The sequence below is a fragment of the Paraburkholderia sp. BR14374 genome (genome assembly GCF_040948685.1).
In the GTDB taxonomy this organism is placed as follows: domain Bacteria; phylum Pseudomonadota; class Gammaproteobacteria; order Burkholderiales; family Burkholderiaceae; genus Paraburkholderia; species Paraburkholderia youngii.
Window position 1 is genome coordinate 1 of sequence record NZ_JBFPKF010000026.1, and the last position, 18,557, is coordinate 18,557.

Below are 18,557 nucleotides of genomic sequence, written 5' to 3' on the forward strand. Positions count from 1 at the left end.
CTTGCTCATGGTGGATGGTTTGTTGTTTGCTGGTTTCCGACTTCGACAATCAGATTCTCAGCTGAAACCTCCACCGCCTTCAATTCCCCGCCCCAGATCCCCCGTACACCACTTCCGACTTTAGCTCAGCGGAGTTCTTTTATCTCAACAAATTTGATAATCTTGACGAGCTGGAGGTCGGCATAAAGGACTATATCTGGTACTACAACCATGACCGTATCAAGCTAAAACTGCAGGGCATGAGCCCCGTAAAATATCGGACTCAATTCCGTCAGGCGTAGCCATCTAACCGTCCAACTTCTGGGAGTCAGTCCAAATTGGTGGACGCCTATGCTCCTCGCTCCTGGCGATCACTGCCAGACGCTAAAGATGGACCGCTTACGTTTAATCTGCTTCGGGTCCGGGTAGAGGAACCCATCCTGCTCGCCCATTCGTTTGAAACGGGGGGAACTCGGCCCGCTTGTCAAAGAAGTTGGTGTAGACGTGCTCAAGGTCCTTCAAGGCCTGCTGGAGCAGATGGACTGGCGCATCGTTGAGCCACGGTGCTTCCGCGCCGTTGCGCCACTCCGTGAGCAGCTTGCACAGGCCGGCGTAGCCGAGCTTCTTATCGCCGCCCTTGTGGCGTTCGACCTGCAACGCCAACGCCTCGTTATAGACGAACCGGCACGCGCCCGCCAACACGCGCATATTGCGTTGCGTTTCGCCGTTGGGCATCGGTTCGAACTTGAAGGCCTAGAGTCGTTGCATGGCTCAAGCGTATCAGAACCGAAGCGTTGTCAAGGACGCCTTTGGCGTCCGCGCTTTCCTTCCCCGCCGTGAACGACGAGGCTTCACGCGCATCTGGGCCAATTTCGTTCAATCTGCCAAGCCTTTAGAGAGCCCGCATCTGCGCAACAATGCGCCAACCGAAGCCCCGTTCGAATCGCCGCGACATATCGGTACCGAGCGCTTAATCAGTGCCTCGCGGTATGCCGCCCCACCCTCGCCTCCCTCCTCAATCCCTAACGCCCCCGACCGATTTCCCCGTTGGTCGCCACCATCAAGGCATTGACGCTTCGCGCATCCGCCGTATGCATGAATTCCACTAAGTTGGCGATCTCTCTGTGTCGGGCCCATGGGCGGCCTGCGAAGTGTCTTGTTTCGTCATACCGCCTTCCATCATTGACAGAAGTCCTCTCGGACAGCCAGCCGCGCAGAATCCGGCAAGCTACAAATTACGTAATGTTCACTACGTCCGACGCGTCCGTGCGGCGAAGGCCCCGTCCGAGCGACAGCTCTTAGTCTTTTTGCCGATCATATTGAGGACCCAGCCGTGAAACAATTGCGGTCAAAGCCGCAAGAGCGCTGACAGACGGGGCTTGGGAGCTGCCAGAAATTGTTCGGCAATGTTTCACAGAGGCGGCGCGCAATTCTGCCGCGGGAATTTCGAGTTTCCAACTAAGCCTCAGGCAACATGACGGCAACTCCTTAGTTATGCCAGGGATTTTGCTTTGCGCCGCCCGAGGGCACATTCTGCATCGACACCGAGAGTTCGCGAGAGTGGATGAGCGAGCGCGTCGACGAGATACTGCGTCTAGCGCGGCGTGCCGCCGCAGACCCACCATCTCGCGCTTACGAGCTCGTCTCGAGAACTGCTTGTACGTATTCGCCATCCTCCTTGGCCTGAAGGCCGGAGATTCCTGCGGCGCTACGCGTGACAAGCATCATGCGTCATCGCTTCGGCCGGGTTCCAGTTTCCCAGAGCGACCGGACTGCCGCATCTCTCTACAGATTAGCCGGGGCATGTCCAGCTCTTCGCTGCTGAAAGCGTTCCGCCGCGGCGCGGCATGTTGATTGTGTCAGCCATATCGACAGGGTTCCCTGTGGCCGTACGCAATACAAGCGGAATTTCGCCCATGTGTTGCGGTTATTTGCTGAGACGTGTCCGCCGGAGGGATGCGTCTCGCTTTTCTGCTCGGCACGGAAGCGAGCCAGCCACCCTCTCAGTCGTGCTTTTGCTCAAGTTGACGCGGAACGTCGCCCCAGTCCTACTCGAGAATCACTGTGTTCAGGACAGAGTTGGCCTGTATGTTCTGACCAAATACCCAAGCGTGCCCGCAGTCGACTTCGCCATGCTGCGCGTCTACAGGTCCTCCATAGCAAGCGCTGCGCAAGCGCGAGACGTCTCTAGTACCGCCTGATCCGTTGAGCGCCTCAAGACGCGAAACATCGGAGAACGCGGCAAACCGGTCAATGCCCAGTAAGCCGATGGTTGATGTCGCTTGCGGATCATGCCGCTCGAGTCGCGCGGCGTTTGGAACACCCAGTGGCTGACCGGAACGTTGCCCTGTGCACCTTCCATGATGCGACTCTTGGAACTCCGCGGCGCACCCTGAAATCGACCCGGCTCTGTTTTGGTGGGTAGGGGAAGCCGTCGTAGTGGCCGCGCTTCGTGATCTGCGTGAGCGCCACACTTCTCGCAGAAGCGGGCGCAACCACGCGCCTGATCATTCAGGCTCTGTTGCAGGGGTGAACGGGGCCTCGGCCGACGATGCCGCTTCTTCGCTATCGCGCCATGGGGCTAGTCCTTTGCACATCCCCGCGTGGCCAGCCTAGCGTCTGACCGGCTACATCAGCACGTCGTTATTGACGGACCGGCTAGGACCGGAAATGCGACAGAGGAAGCACTTGCGGCCACCTTTGGCATCAGTTCGATCGGTGCGCCTGAAGTTCGTTGCATGCAGGCAACCGTATCGGTGTTGACACAATGTCAAGACGCCTTTCGCGTCCGCGCTTTCTTCTCTCGCCGCAAACGGCGGGGCTTTGCCCGCGTCCGGCCAAACTGGATCTGTTGTCAGCGGCGAAGATCACGAATGGTGGCAACCGATGCAATGATGCTCGCCACCGTTCAGGAGCAGGCAAGAGCCGACGCTTAAGTCGCTTCCCGTTGCATCCAACGATCGCTTGCAGCGAAGGCAGCGTGGCTTATGCCCTCATGTGGGGCCTTCGCCCGGCGCGGTTATGCCGCGACGCGGGCCTTCGACCGCACATGCTGCGCTGTGTAAATCAATATTGACGGCGAGAGAGTGCCCGAAAAAACACGTGTCCCAACTTGGGACACTCGCTCGGCAAAAAGGATCGTCGCTGCCACCTTCAGTCCGCGACAAATAAAGTTCCGAATCTAGGGGATATGATCTCCCAAATTGCTGAGCCTTTCTACGACGGGGGACGCGTGTCCCAAGTTGGGACACGCGCACAGCCAGAAGTTGAGGAGGGATCGCCAAAAAAAGTGCCCTCTTGGGGCACCTTTATCTTACTCAGCACTGCTGTTGCTGCCCGAAAAAAGCTCAGCGATGAGCATCCGTATCTGCCTCTCTTTTTCGTCCGTAAGCATTCCGGCTCGAATCTTCACGGTAAATCCTACAGCATCTTTCGTAATCGACCCGGCCTGGTTCTTTCCCGCAAAAATTTTCTCGATGCTACGGTCACTGACACTACGCGATCCATTGTCACCGCTTTGGATGGCTTGCTTGATTGTTCTCGCCAGTTTCGATTGATCGAGTTCCCCAGCCACCACTCTTGCCCATACCTCTCGCGCCACTTCGACCGTTTTTGGGTTCTGGTCCCGCAAGACCGAAACGAGGCCCTCTGCGGCACTCGCCCCCAGGAGTCTCGGCTGTATATCTAGATCCTTGACCACAAAGTCTGGAAGATCCGAAAAAGCGAGGAAGCGATACAGCTCCGAACGAGATATACCCAGACCTTCCGCCATACGCTTCCGGTTGGGAAACTCTTTCTCGGTGCTACGAATAGAGCGAGCGATCTCATAGTCGGACAGGTCGTCGCGCACGACGTTTTCCACAAGGGCTAACATCGCCATCTCTTCATCCGAAAGATCGATGATGACAGCCTTGATCGTCTCTTTCCCGATCATCTTGTGGGCACGCCAACGCCTCTCGCCAGCAACAATCTGATGGCCGGGCGCCGCCCGTCGAACTACGATTGGTTGAACCAGCCCCGCTTCCCGAATCGATTCGGCGAGTTGCGCCATCTTGGCTTCGTTGAACACCTTCCGTGGCTGCCACGGGTTAGGAACGATGTCCGCAACGGCTACGTCCGACGCGGTGCCTGCCTTCTCAAGTTCGACTATTCGCTGTTGTGCCTGAGCTAACGCTCCTGCCATCCCAGGGGCGGTTCGCGGGCTGGTGGGTTTTTCTTGCTGCTGGTCAAGCTTGATGTCTTTCGCTGCCCGGACCTCAGCAGTCTTGCTCATCATGCGCTCACGCAAGTTGCTCATTGTCCGGCCCTCCATTGCGCAACATACTGATCATCGATCCACTTGCAGTAGTCCAGCAGCGGTTGCTTTACCCGGGCCAAAGTCTTCGCAACAGCATCAGAACGCGATAGGTCGAAGACCGTCGAGAAGGCTAACGCGCCGTTGCTCATAACGGAACTGGCCGGAACCTCCGTTGTATTAAGCCAGTCCCCATATGCACGTTGAGACCAGGAGCGGACAACCGGCGCTGATGATGTTGTTCCATAGTCGACTCGAGACAGGAGGACAGAGATGAAGTCGTACGTTTTATCGACCTCATGCTCCACGAACCCATGCGCGACTTCGGCGAACAGAGACCAGAAAGATACCGAGGAGATAAAGTCCAAGCTCTCCGGAACCAATGGCATAACCATCGAATCTGCCGCCATCAGGCCATTAAGGGTCATGTACGAAAGAGACGGGGCGGTGTCCAGAATGATGTAGTCGTATTGGGCCCGCAGCGGTTCAACTCCCTTGCGAAGAACAGACCAGAATTCGAAGCCTGGGTTTGTCTGTTGCGCCGTAGGAAGATGAAACTCCGCGTCATGAAGGTAATTGTGTGCAGGGATAACGTCGAGGCCATCCCAATATGTACTTTGAACCTTCGCGGCGAGTCCGCCTTCGATGTTCGGGTCGTAGATGAAAGGGAGGACCGTGTCCTCCCACGTCACGTCCTTTTCCGCATACAAGCCGCAGAGTTCCGAGAGGGACGCCTGCGGATCGAGGTCAATGACAAGGACTTTGCGACCGCGCAGGCTCAAACCTTGCGCCAGGCACATGGTCGTAGTGGTTTTACAGGAGCCCCCTTTGAAGTTCGCAGTGATCAACACGCGGCCACGATGCTCACGAGTGCCGGTGACGAGCGGAGTCTGGTAGATGTCAGATACTTGCTGTACCCACGTGCGAACATCTTTAAGAGAGAAGATGCGCGCCCTGCCTGTGCCGTGCGCCATGCCGGGCGGAAGCTCCCCACCTTCCTTAGTCGCCAGATAATTAATCTTCTGGCGGTCGATACCGCACAGCTCTGCCAACTCCCCAATCGTGAAGACGGGAGGGTTCTTGCGAGGTCGCGGAGCCAGAATCTGGTCGCGTAGTTCATTCGCCATGACTGACAGACGCTCAGCGAACTCACCGAGATTGGAGAGCTTCACGCGCCTGTCTATCCCAGGCAATTCGCTCAAGTTCATTTTGCAGTTCCTATGTTTTGTCTAGGTGAGCTGATTTCTTCACGCTCACCATCGATTTCTACGGTTATTGGTGGATCACGCGTCGAACCATAGAATACTCATCCCACTGCAGAATTGCCATTGAAATCTGACTGGAACAGCGAGTTCAATCGTCGCCAACGTTTATTTCCTTTTATTTCAACTACTTACCCGGTCTTATTAGCGGAAGACTGTAACGGAAAATCGCCAAAGGGAGAGACGACTAACGGGCCCGGAGTCGAAAAATAAAACCCGCCAACACAGAACGCCTCACCTTATCCGGACTCAAAAGCCGCCAAATTTCGGCCCTCATTTGTGCGCCACACAATTCGCCTCACCTTCGCTGAAGGCCACGCCGACGACGTTTTTGTCAAAGATCCCTAGTCTCTGCGTCAGCCCAATCCCACTTTCCCATTTACAAACGCAGACTGCATCGCTCCGCGGCAGCTTGTTCGTCGCGCACATTCGGCCCGCCGTGGTTAGTGTTTACAAAATAAACAAAAACCACAAACAACTAACGTAAAGCAGACTTTCTTTAAAAAACAGGGAGTTAGATACCCGAGGTGAGGCGAATTGTGTCAAAGGTGCTGTTAATTGAGAGCTAGGGTGAGGCGTTTACCACCCCAAGGTGAACCAAATTGAGCAGCAAGGTGAGGCGATTTGGCGCGAGGGTGAGGCGAATTGTGGCGAGGGGCGGGTGAAAGGTGAGGTGTTCTGTGTGGACCGCCGAGCAAGGTGAGGTGATCTGTGTTGACTTCGCACCTTCCCATCGGTACCGTACCGCTCCAGATATCCTTGACCGCAACCTTGGAGGCCGCATGACAACTGCAGGGCAAGTAGCCACATCTCGGCAACTGGCCTTGGCTTTGTTCGACGACGCAACCGGTCAGGATCTACCGGTCGACACAGCGCGATCCGATATTGGCTTCGCGCGAAAGAACGTCCTTATTCGAATTATCGATTTAGGCGTCGCAGCGCGACGTCTGATCGATGCGGCGTATTTCATCGTTGCTCAGGACGAACAGGTGCGTAGCCTCTATGACGTTGAGCTGGATTACTTCAAATGGCTTATGCGTTACTCGAGTCGCAACAACACCCATCTCGAGCAAGTCATCACAGAAGCCCAACGAGCATTGATCCAGGCGACCACTGCTCCGGACGCCGATGGCGAAAAGCCCTTTGGCTCAGTACAACTGATCGGACGCATCTCGTACTCTGGCGGCCGCTTCCAATTTCGAGTACCTCCGGATCTCATAGACATCATTCGTGGTCCAGGCAAGTCGCATTGGCTCAGCCTGCGTATTACGTCACTCTTCACCCTCAGCTACGCACGGGTCATGTACGACCACTTGCTTCCATACGCCGATGACGGAGAAACGGATTGGCTTACGCTCGATGAATTGCGTTTGTGGCAAGGGGCAATGGGTGCCAAGGCAAACGAGTTCAAGTACTTCAAACGAGACTGGCTAGTACCTGCTATTGAGCAGATCAACGAGGTCTCCGACCTGAGGCTTTCATACGAGACGCGCAACGAGCAGGGGTCTCGGAAAATCGGTCGCCTGAAGTTCCGCATTGAGCGCAAAGAGATGGCTGAGCGCATCCTTCATACTCACGAGCAGGCGCAAGCGATCTATCAAACGTTGAAGCAGGAGTTCGGGCTATCCAGCGCTCAACTCAACCAGATCGCGGCATCGCGCGACACCTACAACGATGAACGATTGGAGCAGGCAATCGAGCGCACGCGCTTCAGCTTGAAACTGGGTAAGGTGTCGAAGAGTCCGGCGGGATTCTTCATGAAGGCACTGAAGGAGGGGTGGATCATCTCCGACGCTGAGCGTCAGATGGTAGAGATCCAGGAAACGTTGGCGCTGACAGAACAACGCGAAGTCGAAGTGAAAGAAAAGGCTGTCAATCGGGCGGCGTTGCGGATCGCCGCCCAGGATGTGTATGCTCAGGACCGTAGAGTCGAAGAAGTCCGGCGCGGATGGGAAGCTTATGAAGCAGCGACACCTCGACAGCGAGAGGACTGGCGACGGACCTATAAGGTAACGCCCGCCGGCAAACTCACTTTGCGTCGACTGGGCATCGATCCAACCAGCGATTTGGCTGAACCGACGATCCAGAAGTACCCCGACCTAAAAGACGGATTCGCCGGCTACGTATTCAACAGGTCAAGGTCTGGCAAGTCTCGCTAGTCTCAGTTCGATACTTGTAACGCATGTTGGCCGCAGAACGTCCTGTGTTTCCGCCGGCGTCTTTCCTGTGCGAATTTTGCGGACATGCATTCCGACCAGGCGATGAAAACGACGAAGCTCAACGGACACGTCGTCCCCGACCGGCGGCCTATCAGATAAGTTGCAACACTCCAATCAAAACCGCGTTGATTGCCCTCTCAAGACGCGGAAGATCCGACGAAATGCTGGTCAACTGCGGCGAGTACAGCCTGATGTAACCTTCCTCTTTATGGCGTGTGAGCCTCACGACCTGTTGTCGGATCGGCGCCAGAAACCCAGTAGCCAGGCCCGCGAGTATCTCGTGCACCTTGAGGTCGGAACGGGCGCCAAAGCTCACGGCGCGCGCTATCAAGAGTATACGCCCAGTCCGCTTTTCAATCTTCGCGAGTGTTTCCACGGATTCAAAGGAAATGCGATGTGCGTCGCCAAAAGTGTGGATAACTTCGTCTGGGACTTTTGCTGCGCGCAGCAACCGACTGACGTGTGGTTTCGAAATGCCCAAGGCTGAAGCCAATTCAGACTGCGATCGCCAAATTTCCCGATTCAAAAACGAGCGGCAAAGCCGCCCGAACATGATGATCGATGTCTTCCGTTGGCGCAGGCTGTTGTATTGGGCGAGAGCCTCTCGCTGAAGAAGCGTAAGTGAATCTGTCTGCATAATGGATCTTTCCAAAATGAGTTCAGGCTAACCCGGACGCTCGAATGTCAAGGAACCTCAAGCATCAACCGGGCGATCACATGTCGCGATTGAGGAACTTGGCATTTTGAATTGGACGTCGCCAAAACTTCCGTCAGCCGGCTGACACCGAAAGCTCGACATTCTCGTTTTAAATCAATGACGTGACTGTGCGGTTCCATGTAACCCATGTAAACAGCCACGATCCTATTCGATACGCTCGCAGTCGTTGCCCCGAAAGCTACCCCAAAATCGTCATCATTTCGGCTTAAGCCCGTTAGCCGGCTGACGCGACCCATCGCCGAGCCCCACAGCCCAGAAAGCGCCCACAAATCGCACCTCTTTTGCATGAGTTGCTTCCCATGCGGACTGATTCAATGGAGTCGGTCCAAATGGAACGAGCGTCATGCCTCTTTTCCGCAGCAAAAAGCAGATAGCACTGTCTACCGCCCCTGGGGGCTATTCCGAAGATGATCCCGAGAAGATCATCTTCGATAACGGCTCGCGCCTGCGCGTTGAAGCGAACCACTGGAAGACCTTCTGCTTCATCCTCGTGTTCATTGCTGGCGGCGCAATCTACACCCGAAATCCAGCGCCGTCCGTCGTGAAGGCCTATGGTGTGGCGGGGGACGCGAACGGCCATGCTGTCGTTACCCAGCTGACGGCATACAAGCCAGACGATCAGGCTATCCGCACCTCGCTTCGTGAGACCGTCGAGCGATGGTTCACGATCGAGCCGGTCCTCACCGATGACATCCAGACCTCGCGCATGGCTCGCAACATCAACGGCGTGAAGGCCATGATGGTCGGCAATGCTCGCAACCAGTTCGGCGACTGGGTCAAGACGGATGCACCGTTCCAGCAGATCACGCTCAACCCGAAGCTGGTGCGTGAAGTGCGCGTGACCAACGTCGCGATGCTCGAAGACTCGACCGCGGTGGTGGAGTTCACAACAAGCACGACGCAATCGCCGACTGACAAGCCGGTGGTGCAGAAGTACGCGCTGACGTTCCGCTACCAGATCATTCCCCCGACTTCGGAAGACGCGCTCGGTACGAACCCGTTCGGCGTTTTCTATCCGTTGTTCTCCATCCAGAAAACGCAATGATGATCGACTCCCGCACGCTCGCCTCGTGGGTCGCGGCTCTTGCCTGCGTCACGGTGGTCTGCTCGCCAGTGTCTGCTGCAGGGAAGGGCAGCCCGGCTCCGTCCGCACCCTTCGATATCGCTACTGCGATTGGCGATCCCATGAGCCCGGTGAATCCCTATAACGCCGGTACCGACCCGATCACCATGCCGGGTGACGCCCGCATGGCGGTGTTCCCCTATAGCCGCGACCAGATCTACCGCATCATGACTGCGCCGCTCAAGACGACAACGATCGAGCTGGCGCGCGGAGAAGTGCTGGCGACTGAGCCCGCGCTTGGCGATTCAATCCGGTGGATCGTGGATACCGACGGGTCGAACCACGTATTCATCAAGCCGGTCAAGCCGGGTCTTGTCAACACGCTGCACCTCACGACCAACCAGCGCGAGTACGACATGACACTCGTCTCGTCGCCGATGGGTGGCCTCTTCTATCAGACCGTGCGGTTCAACTATCCCGGTTCACTGATGGCCAAGGTACGCGCGCGCGAGGATGGCAACGCTGACGCGACCGATGCGGGGCAGGGTGGACCCAATGCCAATGGTTCCGGTCCGCTTGGTGTATCGCCCGACAAGCTGAACTTCGACTACACGGTTTCGGGTTCGGCGCCGTTCCGGCCGGAGACGGTATTCGATGATGGCAAGTCGGTGTGGCTGCGCCTGCCTGCGAATGCGCCTTTTGCAGTGCCGATCGTGAAGGATCATGGAGACAACGTCAGCCCCAACTTCATCCGTCGTGGGCAATACATCGTCGTGCAGGAAGTGCCCGAGGAGATCGTCCTGCGCGCTGCGAACGACCAGGTCACGATCAGGCGCGGTCGTCCCGGCATCTTCGGCTTCTGAGAGCACGCGCACATGACAGGGCTAAACGGACAGCCGACGGGCGCGCAGGCGCAGATCGTCAAGGGGAAGTCGCCACGCAACGCGCTCATCAGCGCGGGCGCAGTCGCGGCCGTCGTCATTGCGGCACTGGGCTTTTACTATCAGGTCAAGGAGAGCGCGAAGGCCGACGACGAGGCGAAACTTGCAAAGAAGGCCAAACAGGCAGAAGTGGTCGACAGGTCGAACAGCACCCGGGACGTCGACAAGATCATTGAGGATCAGCAATCGGCTGCACGACGGATTGCGGCGTCCGAGGCGAGAGCCGCCGCGTTGCCGCGCGCTGCTTCGGCTGCAGCGCCCAGCCTCGCGCCAGGTCTGACCGCGGATAACTTCGTCGCTGACCAGCGCACCCGCGAACTCAAGACGCAGGCGGATACCGACGCAATTTACGCGTCGGCGATCTTCCGTCCCGGCGTCAAGGTCAAGGATTCCGGGACCACGCAGGCGACCTTGCCACCGGGCATCCTCACGCCGCAGCAGATTGCCGCGCGACAGGCATCCGCCCAGCAGGCTTCCACCGGTGCAGCCGGTGCACAGGTTGCCGCAGCGCTGGCGGCAGCGGGCATTGGTCCGGAGGCCGGGCGTGGCGCCGTTTCATCGACGCAGGACCGCGACACGGCGTTTATCAGGACCGCAGCAGGGCAATCCGGCAACGGCGAGGATTTTTCCCGCGGCGGCTTCGTTGGACAGGCGCACGGTTGCGTGCTTTCGCCGCCGCACCATATTCCCGTGCTCTCCATCGAGGGGCTGAATTCCGATCGTCCCGGCACCGCTGCGCTCATGGTGGAAAAGGACGTCTACGACAGCATTCGCGGTGACTGCCTGATGATCCCGAAGGGCACGATGATCACCGCGCCCTACAGTTCGGATATCCAGCCCGGCCAACAGACCATTCTTGTGGCGGCAACCGAAATGCGGCTGCCCAACGGCAAGCATGTGCCGCTCTACGGCGGGCAGGGTGCGGATGCCGATGGATCGGCAGGGTTCTCCGGTGGCGTCAACAGCCACTTCCTGAAGATCTTCGGCACGTCGTTCCTCACGGCGATCCTTCTGGGCGCATTCGACAAGGGCGGCACGTCGTCGACCACCACTGGCCCGCTCGGCGTCACGCAGGTAGGCACGACGGCCGGACAGGTCGCGGCGCAGACGTCGCAGTCTGTTCTCGATCGCTACAAGAACATCCCGCCCACGATCACGACGGGCCCGGGCGAGCGCCGCTTCATGATCAAGGTCAATCGCGACATCTACATGGAGCCGTACCGCGGTGACTAGGCGCCTCGTCATCCTCTCGCTGGCGGCGCTTTCGATAACAGGCCGCGCGGCGACCATCGAGAACGTCATCAGCCCGACGAGCGTCGTGCTGACGCAGGCAGGCGCACGCTCGGTCGCGAACTTCGATGGCAAACCCGTTTTCTACTGCGGGCCGAAAGCGTTCGAATCGTGGGCCGCACCACTCGTCGGCCAGCCGGTGCGCAGCAATCCCGAGACCGGTATGACGGTGTCTGTCGATGCGCGCGAGGTTCCGCTCGAGCGTCTGCTGGTGAAGAAGGGCTGGCTGCAACCTGTCGTGCTTGATGACGACGCACAGGCTGCGATCGCGGAAGGTCGCGGCGGCTGGGCGTGCGCAGGCGCGACGGCGCCGTTCGAGCTGATGCACGCGAGCGTCGATCCGAAGGTGCTGGCGGGCATCGCGCTCAATGAGTCCGCCTTCGATGGCCGGGCATGGCCATGGACCCTGAACGTCGCGGGGCAGGGCTATTTCTTCAGGTCCCGCGAGGACGCATACCGCGTGATCCAGTCGCTGATTGCCAGTGGACGGTGCGACTTCGACGTAGGCCTCATGCAGGTGAACTGGTGCTGGCATGCGCGGCGCTTCGCTTCGCCGTGGGAAGCCCTGGCGCCGGCGACCAGCATCCGTGTTGCTGAGGACATTCTCAACGAGAACTACAGCAAGACGCGGTCGGTTGCGAAAGCAATTGCGTATTACCACAGCGCCAATCCGGCTCCGGGGCAGGCGTATCTCGCGCGTTTCGCGCGGCACCTCAACCAGATCCAGGCCGGCCTATGAAGCTCAACGTTTCCCGAATTGCTCTTGCCTGTCTCGCGCTGTTCGGCGCTATCACGGCACATGCGGCGAACACTGACCCATTCGATTTCGATTACGAGATTGCAGGCGGTATCGCAGAACGTCCTGCGCTCATCTTCAACGACGGATCGAAGACCTACATCCAGCCTCGCGCGGGCCAGGTTATTTCCGCGGTCGGTGGCCACGCTGAAGGCCCCTATGTCGTGGTCGACGGCACGCCCGAAACGGTCACGTACACGGTGGCCGGCCGGCAGGCCAGCGCGCGCTGGACGAAGGCGAACACGTTCATCGGCGGCGGAGCGCGTGGCGCGCTCGCGGCTTTGCGTGACGATCAGCCCGCTGGTTTTGATGGCTTCACCAATCGCCTCGTCCTCATCGGCACGCATGGTGCGCTCGAACCGGTCCGCGCGCTCAAGGCAAGCATGCCCGTGGCCAGCTTCGTGAAGGCGTTGGCTCCGCAGGGCTGGACCGGGTCTGCACAGAAGGATGTGGACATCACGGATGCAAGCGCCTTTGCCACGCGTGCGGGCGAGAACTGGATGCAGGCGCTCGATCGCCTGATGACGCAAACCGGACTGTATGCGGACGTCGACTTCACGTCGCGACACATCCGCCTGCACCGCGATGCGCCGAAGTCAGGCGCGCTCAATTATGCCGCTGGCGAGAAACCGCAAGCCGATGCCGTTGTGCAGACGGTGGCTGCAAAACCAGAGGAAGCGGCACCGGCCGCTGCGCCCGCATCCCTGCTGGCCGAATACTTTGGCGCGCAGGCGATCCGCGACGGCGACGACACGCATACACAGATCCGCTTCGCGTCGAAGCCGACCGGGGAGCTGACGTTCCGAACGCCCGAAGGCCGTTCGCTGCATCCGAAGTGGGATGCCGGGACCAACGTGATGACCATCGAGCGCGCCGAGCGCATGGTCGCGTCGGACGGCACGAAGACGGTCGAGCTCGCGCGTTCCGCGGGGACTGTCTATGAATTCGACACCACCAGCCCGGCGCATCTCGAGGCCGTGTTCGACCGCGACGGCCAAACGTATTTCAAGTTCGCCGCGTCGGTAGTGCAGATCCATGTAACAGACGTGAAGCACCTGGGTTCCGGCGAGCAGAAGGGCCGGTACTACATGTTCAACGGTACGGCCGAGCAGTTCATCGTCACCGCGGATGGCAATACCGTGAATGTCACCCGTCGCCACGACGTGAAGTATTTCGAGCGTCCTGTGCCCGGTTCTCCTGCCGCGCCGACGGCGCCCGCAACGGCGGTGGCGAAATCGTGATGCACGGTGCGCGCATTTCCATTGTTTCCGTGGTCAGCGCGGTGCTGCTTGGCAGTGCCTCCGTTGCGCGGGCTGACTGCCTTGATGACGCTGCTGCCTACCGGCACGTCAGCGCACAACTGGTCCGCGCGATCGCACAGCACGAATCCGGCATGCGGCCGAACGCAGTGAACGTGAACAGCAACGGGACCGAAGACATCGGCCTCATGCAGATCAACTCATCGTGGCTACCCAGGCTTGCCCGGTATGGCATTCGCCGGGAGCACCTTTTCAACGCCTGCGTGAACGCCTACGTCGGTACGTGGATTCTGGCCTCGAACATCAAACAGTTCGGGCCGACCTGGAAGGCCGTGGGTGCCTATAACGCGGTTTCGACCCAGAAGCAGCTGATCTATGCCAACGCAATCTATCGCCGCCTGCAGCGGCAGGGGCAATAACGAATGAACGTGACCATCGAACGCAATGAACGGGTGCGCGTGATCGCGCGTATCCTGGCTGCACTGGCGCTAGTGGGCGCATCAGGCTGGAGCCACGCCGCAATCGACCCGGACCAGTCGCACGTCGCGGCCCCCGCCGGCGACGGATGGCAGATCCTCGCGGCAGTCCCGTCTACTCGCGCGACAGCTGCGATTTCTGCACCAGCACCCGCGCCCGCGCCGGCACTCGCACCAGCACCAGCACCAGCACCCGCAGTGGTTGCTGCACCCGTTGCGCGGACGGCATTGGATGCCTCGTCCTCACATACCGCAACAGGTGTTGCCTCGGTGGTTCTGCCGGGCACACCGACAGCACCGGCCGCCACGATGACGCTTTCGCTCTCGCCGCAGGACCTCAATCTGCGCAACGCGCTCGACCGCTGGTTGCAGACGCAGGGCTGGCAACTTGCGTGGAAGGTCGATGACGATCTGCCGCTCGAATTCAATGCGACTTTCTCTGGCGACTTCACGACCGTTCTCACGCAGGTCATGCAGGCGACCAATCACATGCGCGTGCCCACGCGCATCTGCCGTCACACGAACAACGTCATCCGCGTCATCGCGCGCGCGGCCAACTGCCAGGACTAACACCATGCGTCACGGATCCATTATCAAAACTGTCGTTGCCGTCGCCTGCTCGCTGACGATCGCGGGTTGCGCGGTCAATCAGAGCGACATCAACGCGTCCTACGACGCGGCTCATCGCACCGGGAGCGACGCGATGGCCAATCTGCCTGGTTCGATGGCGCTGGTGGAAGACGTGCAAACGGCGTTCCTCGGCGACCGGCTCGTGCCCGTCGCGTATGAAGCGACGCTGCCCGCCACCTTCCGCGAGAAGAAGGTGACGATGCCTGCGAACATCGGTATCAGGCAGATTTCGACGCTCATCTCCGGCGCAACGGGTTATCCCGTCCATCTGAGCCCCGACGTGTTCGTGCCGCGCAGTTCGCTGGTACCACGCGACACCGATTCTTCAGGCGGCAAGGGCAGCACGACAGGAAACGGCAATGGCTATGAAGAGCCTGTCTACGGCCAGGTTTTCACGGGCTATGCCGGCGCGTACCTGACCCGCATGACCCAGGACCTCGGTCTCGACTGGTCGTTCGACGGCTCGACCATCAACATCACGCGCTTTGTCACGCGCATGTACCAGATCGCCGCGATCCCGGGCAAGGTGTCGATCAAGTCGACCATGTCGAAGGGCATGGACACCTCGACGGGCAACCAGGCGAACGGTACCGGTGGATCGGGCGGCAATACGGGCTCATTCGCGGCCCAGACCTCAACGGGGCGGGAAGGGGATTTCGACCAGATCAAGGCAATCAAGGATGCGCTCGACAAGCTGCGCTCGCCAATGGGTCGCGTGACCGTAAATCCGCAGAGCCGTCTCGTGATGGTCTACGACACGCGTGAGGCGGCAGACCGCATGGGCAAACTGCTCGCGCAGGAAAACGCCGTCTCGACGCGTCAGGTGATGCTGCGCGTGCGCACGCTGCAGATCGCGCTGAACAACGGCAGTCAGGCGGGCGTGAATGCCGACGTGGTGTTCAACTATATCCAGGGTGGTCTTGCCAAGTATGCGGTCAGCTTCACGTCGCCCACATCGCTCTCATCGGGCGGCGGCACGGTCGGCCTGTCGGTGCTGCAAGCTAACGCGCCGTTCTCGGGCACGAACGCTGTCATCAATGCGCTGAACCAGTATGGCCGCACGGTGCAGGACAGCACGCAGACGAAGATGACGCTCAACGGCCTGCCCGTTTCGATCGCCTCGTTCCAGAGCGACGACTATCTGCGCTCGACATCGCCGTCTGCGGGGAGCCTCACGGCCACGTCCGGGGGCGTGCCGGGTCTCACGCCGGGGACCGTGACCACGGGTGACTTCGTCAACATCCTGCCAGCGGTCAACGACCACAACCAGATCATCCTCTCGTACTGGGCCGACAGTTCGAAGCTCAATGGCCCGTTCACGTCGGCGTCGGTCGGCTCTGGCCAGACGCTGCAACAGATCCAGCTGGCGCACACGACAGGCAGCAAGGAGGACCAGACGATCGCGCTGTCTGACGGCCAGACGGTGGTGCTGTACGGTCAGATGACCGACCTTGCGAACAGCACCACGAATGGTGGTATCGCGGGTATCACGGGTCTGTGGAACAAGTCGAAGACCTTCCAGGTGATCATGCTGACGGCTACGGTCGTCCCGTCGATGTGAGCACGGGCATGCACATTACCGATCCGCTGCCGCGCGAAAAGAACGCGCGTCTGGTCTTCGGACTGGACTGGCGCGCGTATCCGGCCAAACAGATGCGCGCCGAGCGCCGTCGTTACGCCGATGATTTCGGCGCGACGCACTACATCGAATACAAGGTCGGCAAGGACGCCATCGGTGGTTTCTGCGCACCTGAGACGGGTGAGATCAAGGGCGCGCGACTGTATTCGGGAGCGGCGCGGATCGCCCAGCACGAACGTGTGAAGGGAAGGGCTGCCGTACTCGTCATGCTGCAGGATGACCAGCGCGTGCACGTCGTCTTCGTGGTGCGGGGTGTCGTACGCAGCGACGAGGTTCTCACGGTACCGAAGGCGCACGAAAGGCGTCTGACGATCGAGCAGGAATGCCTGCGGTTGAATCTGGCGCTGACCACGCTCGGCTCCGGCCAGGCCGTGGGAGACGTGGACGAGAGCTTCGGCGCGGCCGCGCTGCTTGACGATCGCAAGACTGGCCGCATCGCGAAAGTACCGGTCAACCTGCCGACACTCGTGCCGGTGCTGGTGATTGCCGCGGCCGTTGTATTCGGTGGCATCCAGCTGCTGGACCTGCTCAATCCTCCTGCACCGCCTGCGCCAAAAGAGCCGTCGCTCGAAGATCGATATGAGGCGCTTGTGCGTCAGACCTTCGCGGCAAAGATGCCGCGCGCCAATCTGCTCGCGCCAGCGCTTCTTTCCACCCTTGGCAATAGCGAATCCGTCGTGGCGGGATGGGTCTTCGAGAAGGCCGTGTGCGCGACGCAGGGCTATTGCTCGTTGACCCTTCGCCGGTATGGCGGCAGTTTCGACGACCTCCGCCAGGCGGCGCCCGAAGCGATGCGTCCGCTGCGCTTTGACGCGGATGGTCTGCACGCCGGAGCGCGCGGTCCGCTGGTGCCGGGCGTCGCGTTCGTGACAGCCAGTGACAGGAAGGCATGGCCGACGGAGCAGGGACTGATCGACGCCCTGCAGACACCACCGCAGAAGCTTTCGACCAAACCATTCGAGCTGATCAGCTACGGTTACACGGTTCACATCGAACCTGCGAAGCCGTTACTCGCGATCCCGCCGGGCGCAACCGGCCCGCGGCCCACGCAGATGATTCGTGTCGGCACATGGGAGATCAACGGCTTTCGCTGGCAATCGCCGTTGCTCGCGAAGCTGCCATCGAACATGACGCTCGACTCCATGACGGTGGAGTTGAAGCTGAACGAACAGGGTGCAACAGGGAAGGCGAACGGCGGTGCAGGCGACCAGGGCGGAATCCATTTCACAGCGAAGGGCAAATACTATGTACTCGAATAAACGGCTGACGGCGATTGCCAGTGCATTGACGCTGATCACCGGTGCTGCGCAGGCGCAACAGACGAAGCCGGCTTCGCCGCACATGCAGACAGCGAGCGTGCGCGTACCGTCAGCCAATCTTGACATGGGTTCGCCCGCGTCGCCAGGCGCTGCTTCGGCCTCCGCGGCTTCTCAACCGGTTTCGCAACCCGTCTCGCAACCTGTTTCGCAACCGGCAGCGCAGACGTTACCTGCTCCCGCTGCGCCGCACCTGTCGATCGATGAGATCGACCAGATTACCCGTTCGAAAATTGCACGGCAGCTTGCCGGCGATGGCGGGCCGCAGGGTACTGCTGTCACGCTCAACGCGCCTGCGCCTGCGCCTGCGCCTTCGACAGCGCCAGTCACTGCGCAGGTCATCAGGGCGACACCGCCGGCTTCCCACACAGAACCGGTGCGATTCGTTGGCGCTTTCAGCGATACGAGCGGAACGTCGGTGCTGTACGACTACCGCAACGCCTCCTATCCCGCGCATGTTGGCGTGAAGCTGCTCAATGGCTGGACCGTGAAGCGGGTTGATGGATTCGTCGTCACTGTCACCGATGGCAAGCGTACCTGGACCGAAACCATCAGCGGCGGCACGGCCAATACGTCCGACAACGCGCAGCAGCCGGGCAGTCCGACGCGAACGCTGAGTGACTTGGGTGGTCCGCTGCCTTCCTCCTTTCCTCTTTCTGCGGTCGCACGATAAAC

At 59.8% G+C, this 18,557-nt stretch carries 15 protein-coding genes and 1 pseudogene; 12 read left to right on the plus strand and 4 right to left on the minus strand.

Features of this window, described 5'->3' with window-relative positions; genetic code table 11:
- Positions 1-128 precede the first annotated feature (128 nt).
- Positions 129-281: pseudogene (locus tag AB3X86_RS33775) on the plus strand (IS3 family transposase); the annotation flags it as partial.
- 103 nt (positions 282-384) lie between these two features.
- On the opposite strand, the gene AB3X86_RS33780 reads toward AB3X86_RS33775, so the two are convergent.
- The 3 genes from AB3X86_RS33780 to AB3X86_RS33790 all read right to left on the minus strand — a co-directional run bounded on the left by AB3X86_RS33780 (position 385) and on the right by AB3X86_RS33790 (position 5,481).
- The gene (locus tag AB3X86_RS33780) at positions 385-714 is read right to left on the minus strand and encodes a helix-turn-helix domain-containing protein (protein ID WP_368599320.1); all 330 of its coding nucleotides are present in this window, start codon (positions 712-714) and stop codon (positions 385-387) included.
- Between the two features lie 2,578 nt (positions 715-3,292).
- Positions 3,293-4,276 carry a ParB/RepB/Spo0J family partition protein gene (locus AB3X86_RS33785; RefSeq protein ID WP_368599321.1) on the minus strand — a complete coding sequence of 328 codons (984 nt, stop codon included), beginning with the start codon at positions 4,274-4,276 and terminating at the stop codon, positions 3,293-3,295.
- A complete protein-coding gene (locus AB3X86_RS33790) occupies positions 4,273-5,481 on the minus strand; it encodes a ParA family protein (protein ID WP_184228696.1) in 1,209 nt (402 codons plus the stop codon). Before AB3X86_RS33790 ends, AB3X86_RS33785 begins: the two co-directional genes overlap by 4 nt.
- Positions 5,482-6,317: 836 nt before the next feature.
- Here AB3X86_RS33790 and AB3X86_RS33795 point away from each other — a divergent pair.
- Positions 6,318-7,694 carry a replication initiation protein gene (locus tag AB3X86_RS33795; RefSeq protein ID WP_368599368.1) on the plus strand — a complete coding sequence of 459 codons (1,377 nt, stop codon included), beginning with the start codon at positions 6,318-6,320 and terminating at the stop codon, positions 7,692-7,694.
- Positions 7,695-7,845: 151 nt separating this feature from the next.
- On the opposite strand, the gene AB3X86_RS33800 is transcribed toward AB3X86_RS33795, so the two are convergent.
- A complete protein-coding gene (locus tag AB3X86_RS33800; protein ID WP_368586314.1) occupies positions 7,846-8,391 on the minus strand; it encodes a hypothetical protein in 546 nt (181 codons plus the stop codon).
- A gap of 424 nt (positions 8,392-8,815) precedes the next feature.
- Here AB3X86_RS33800 and AB3X86_RS33805 point away from each other — a divergent pair, with 424 nt between their 5' ends.
- Genes AB3X86_RS33805 through AB3X86_RS33850 form a run of 10 tightly spaced genes read left to right on the plus strand, consistent with a single transcriptional unit; the run spans position 8,816 to position 18,555 of the window.
- A complete protein-coding gene (locus tag AB3X86_RS33805; protein ID WP_368599322.1) occupies positions 8,816-9,517 on the plus strand; it encodes a type IV secretion system protein in 702 nt (233 codons plus the stop codon).
- Positions 9,514-10,398, plus strand: a complete 885-nt coding sequence (locus AB3X86_RS33810) for a TrbG/VirB9 family P-type conjugative transfer protein (RefSeq protein ID WP_368599323.1) — start codon at positions 9,514-9,516, stop codon at positions 10,396-10,398. Before AB3X86_RS33805 ends, AB3X86_RS33810 begins: the two co-directional genes overlap by 4 nt.
- A gap of 12 nt (positions 10,399-10,410) precedes the next feature.
- Positions 10,411-11,709 carry a TrbI/VirB10 family protein gene (locus AB3X86_RS33815; RefSeq protein WP_368599324.1) on the plus strand — a complete coding sequence of 433 codons (1,299 nt, stop codon included), beginning with the start codon at positions 10,411-10,413 and terminating at the stop codon, positions 11,707-11,709.
- Positions 11,702-12,505: a transglycosylase SLT domain-containing protein gene (locus AB3X86_RS33820; RefSeq protein WP_368599325.1), complete on the plus strand. Its 804-nt coding sequence runs from the start codon at positions 11,702-11,704 to the stop codon at positions 12,503-12,505. The genes AB3X86_RS33815 and AB3X86_RS33820 overlap by 8 nt, the downstream gene beginning before the upstream one ends.
- Entirely contained in the window at positions 12,502-13,803 is a 1,302-nt protein-coding gene (locus tag AB3X86_RS33825; RefSeq protein WP_368599326.1) for a TrbG/VirB9 family P-type conjugative transfer protein, read from the plus strand. Before AB3X86_RS33820 ends, AB3X86_RS33825 begins: the two co-directional genes overlap by 4 nt.
- The gene (locus tag AB3X86_RS33830; protein ID WP_368599369.1) at positions 13,803-14,240 is read left to right on the plus strand and encodes a lytic transglycosylase domain-containing protein; all 438 of its coding nucleotides are present in this window, start codon (positions 13,803-13,805) and stop codon (positions 14,238-14,240) included. The genes AB3X86_RS33825 and AB3X86_RS33830 overlap by 1 nt, the downstream gene beginning before the upstream one ends.
- A 3-nt stretch (positions 14,241-14,243) precedes the next feature.
- The gene (locus AB3X86_RS33835; RefSeq protein WP_368599327.1) at positions 14,244-14,867 is read left to right on the plus strand and encodes a toxin co-regulated pilus biosynthesis Q family protein; all 624 of its coding nucleotides are present in this window, start codon (positions 14,244-14,246) and stop codon (positions 14,865-14,867) included.
- 4 nt (positions 14,868-14,871) lie between these two features.
- Complete coding sequence (locus AB3X86_RS33840; RefSeq protein ID WP_368599328.1) at positions 14,872-16,488, plus strand: type II secretory pathway protein; 1,617 nt, start codon at positions 14,872-14,874, stop codon at positions 16,486-16,488.
- Between the two features lie 8 nt (positions 16,489-16,496).
- Positions 16,497-17,825 carry a hypothetical protein gene (locus tag AB3X86_RS33845; RefSeq protein WP_368599329.1) on the plus strand — a complete coding sequence of 443 codons (1,329 nt, stop codon included), beginning with the start codon at positions 16,497-16,499 and terminating at the stop codon, positions 17,823-17,825.
- 25 nt (positions 17,826-17,850) lie between these two features.
- Complete coding sequence (locus tag AB3X86_RS33850) at positions 17,851-18,555, plus strand: hypothetical protein (RefSeq protein WP_368599330.1); 705 nt, start codon at positions 17,851-17,853, stop codon at positions 18,553-18,555.
- The last annotated feature ends 2 nt before the right edge of the window (positions 18,556-18,557 follow it).

What these genes read in the sequence shown, in the direction of transcription:
- AB3X86_RS33780 (WP_368599320.1), bottom strand. Translation starts at nt 714, where the DNA reads ATGCCCAACGGCGAAACGCAACGCAATATGCGCGTGTTGGCGGGCGCG.
- AB3X86_RS33790 (WP_184228696.1), bottom strand. Translation starts at nt 5,481, where the DNA reads ATGAACTTGAGCGAATTGCCTGGGATAGACAGGCGCGTGAAGCTCTCC.
- AB3X86_RS33825 (WP_368599326.1), top strand. Translation starts at nt 12,502, where the DNA reads ATGAAGCTCAACGTTTCCCGAATTGCTCTTGCCTGTCTCGCGCTGTTC.
- AB3X86_RS33800 (WP_368586314.1), bottom strand. Translation starts at nt 8,391, where the DNA reads ATGCAGACAGATTCACTTACGCTTCTTCAGCGAGAGGCTCTCGCCCAA.
- AB3X86_RS33840 (WP_368599328.1), top strand. Translation starts at nt 14,872, where the DNA reads ATGCGTCACGGATCCATTATCAAAACTGTCGTTGCCGTCGCCTGCTCG.
- AB3X86_RS33795 (WP_368599368.1), top strand. Translation starts at nt 6,318, where the DNA reads ATGACAACTGCAGGGCAAGTAGCCACATCTCGGCAACTGGCCTTGGCT.
- AB3X86_RS33805 (WP_368599322.1), top strand. Translation starts at nt 8,816, where the DNA reads ATGCCTCTTTTCCGCAGCAAAAAGCAGATAGCACTGTCTACCGCCCCT.
- AB3X86_RS33815 (WP_368599324.1), top strand. Translation starts at nt 10,411, where the DNA reads ATGACAGGGCTAAACGGACAGCCGACGGGCGCGCAGGCGCAGATCGTC.
- AB3X86_RS33830 (WP_368599369.1), top strand. Translation starts at nt 13,803, where the DNA reads ATGCACGGTGCGCGCATTTCCATTGTTTCCGTGGTCAGCGCGGTGCTG.
- AB3X86_RS33785 (WP_368599321.1), bottom strand. Translation starts at nt 4,276, where the DNA reads ATGAGCAACTTGCGTGAGCGCATGATGAGCAAGACTGCTGAGGTCCGG.
- AB3X86_RS33835 (WP_368599327.1), top strand. Translation starts at nt 14,244, where the DNA reads ATGAACGTGACCATCGAACGCAATGAACGGGTGCGCGTGATCGCGCGT.
- AB3X86_RS33810 (WP_368599323.1), top strand. Translation starts at nt 9,514, where the DNA reads ATGATGATCGACTCCCGCACGCTCGCCTCGTGGGTCGCGGCTCTTGCC.
- AB3X86_RS33845 (WP_368599329.1), top strand. Translation starts at nt 16,497, where the DNA reads ATGCACATTACCGATCCGCTGCCGCGCGAAAAGAACGCGCGTCTGGTC.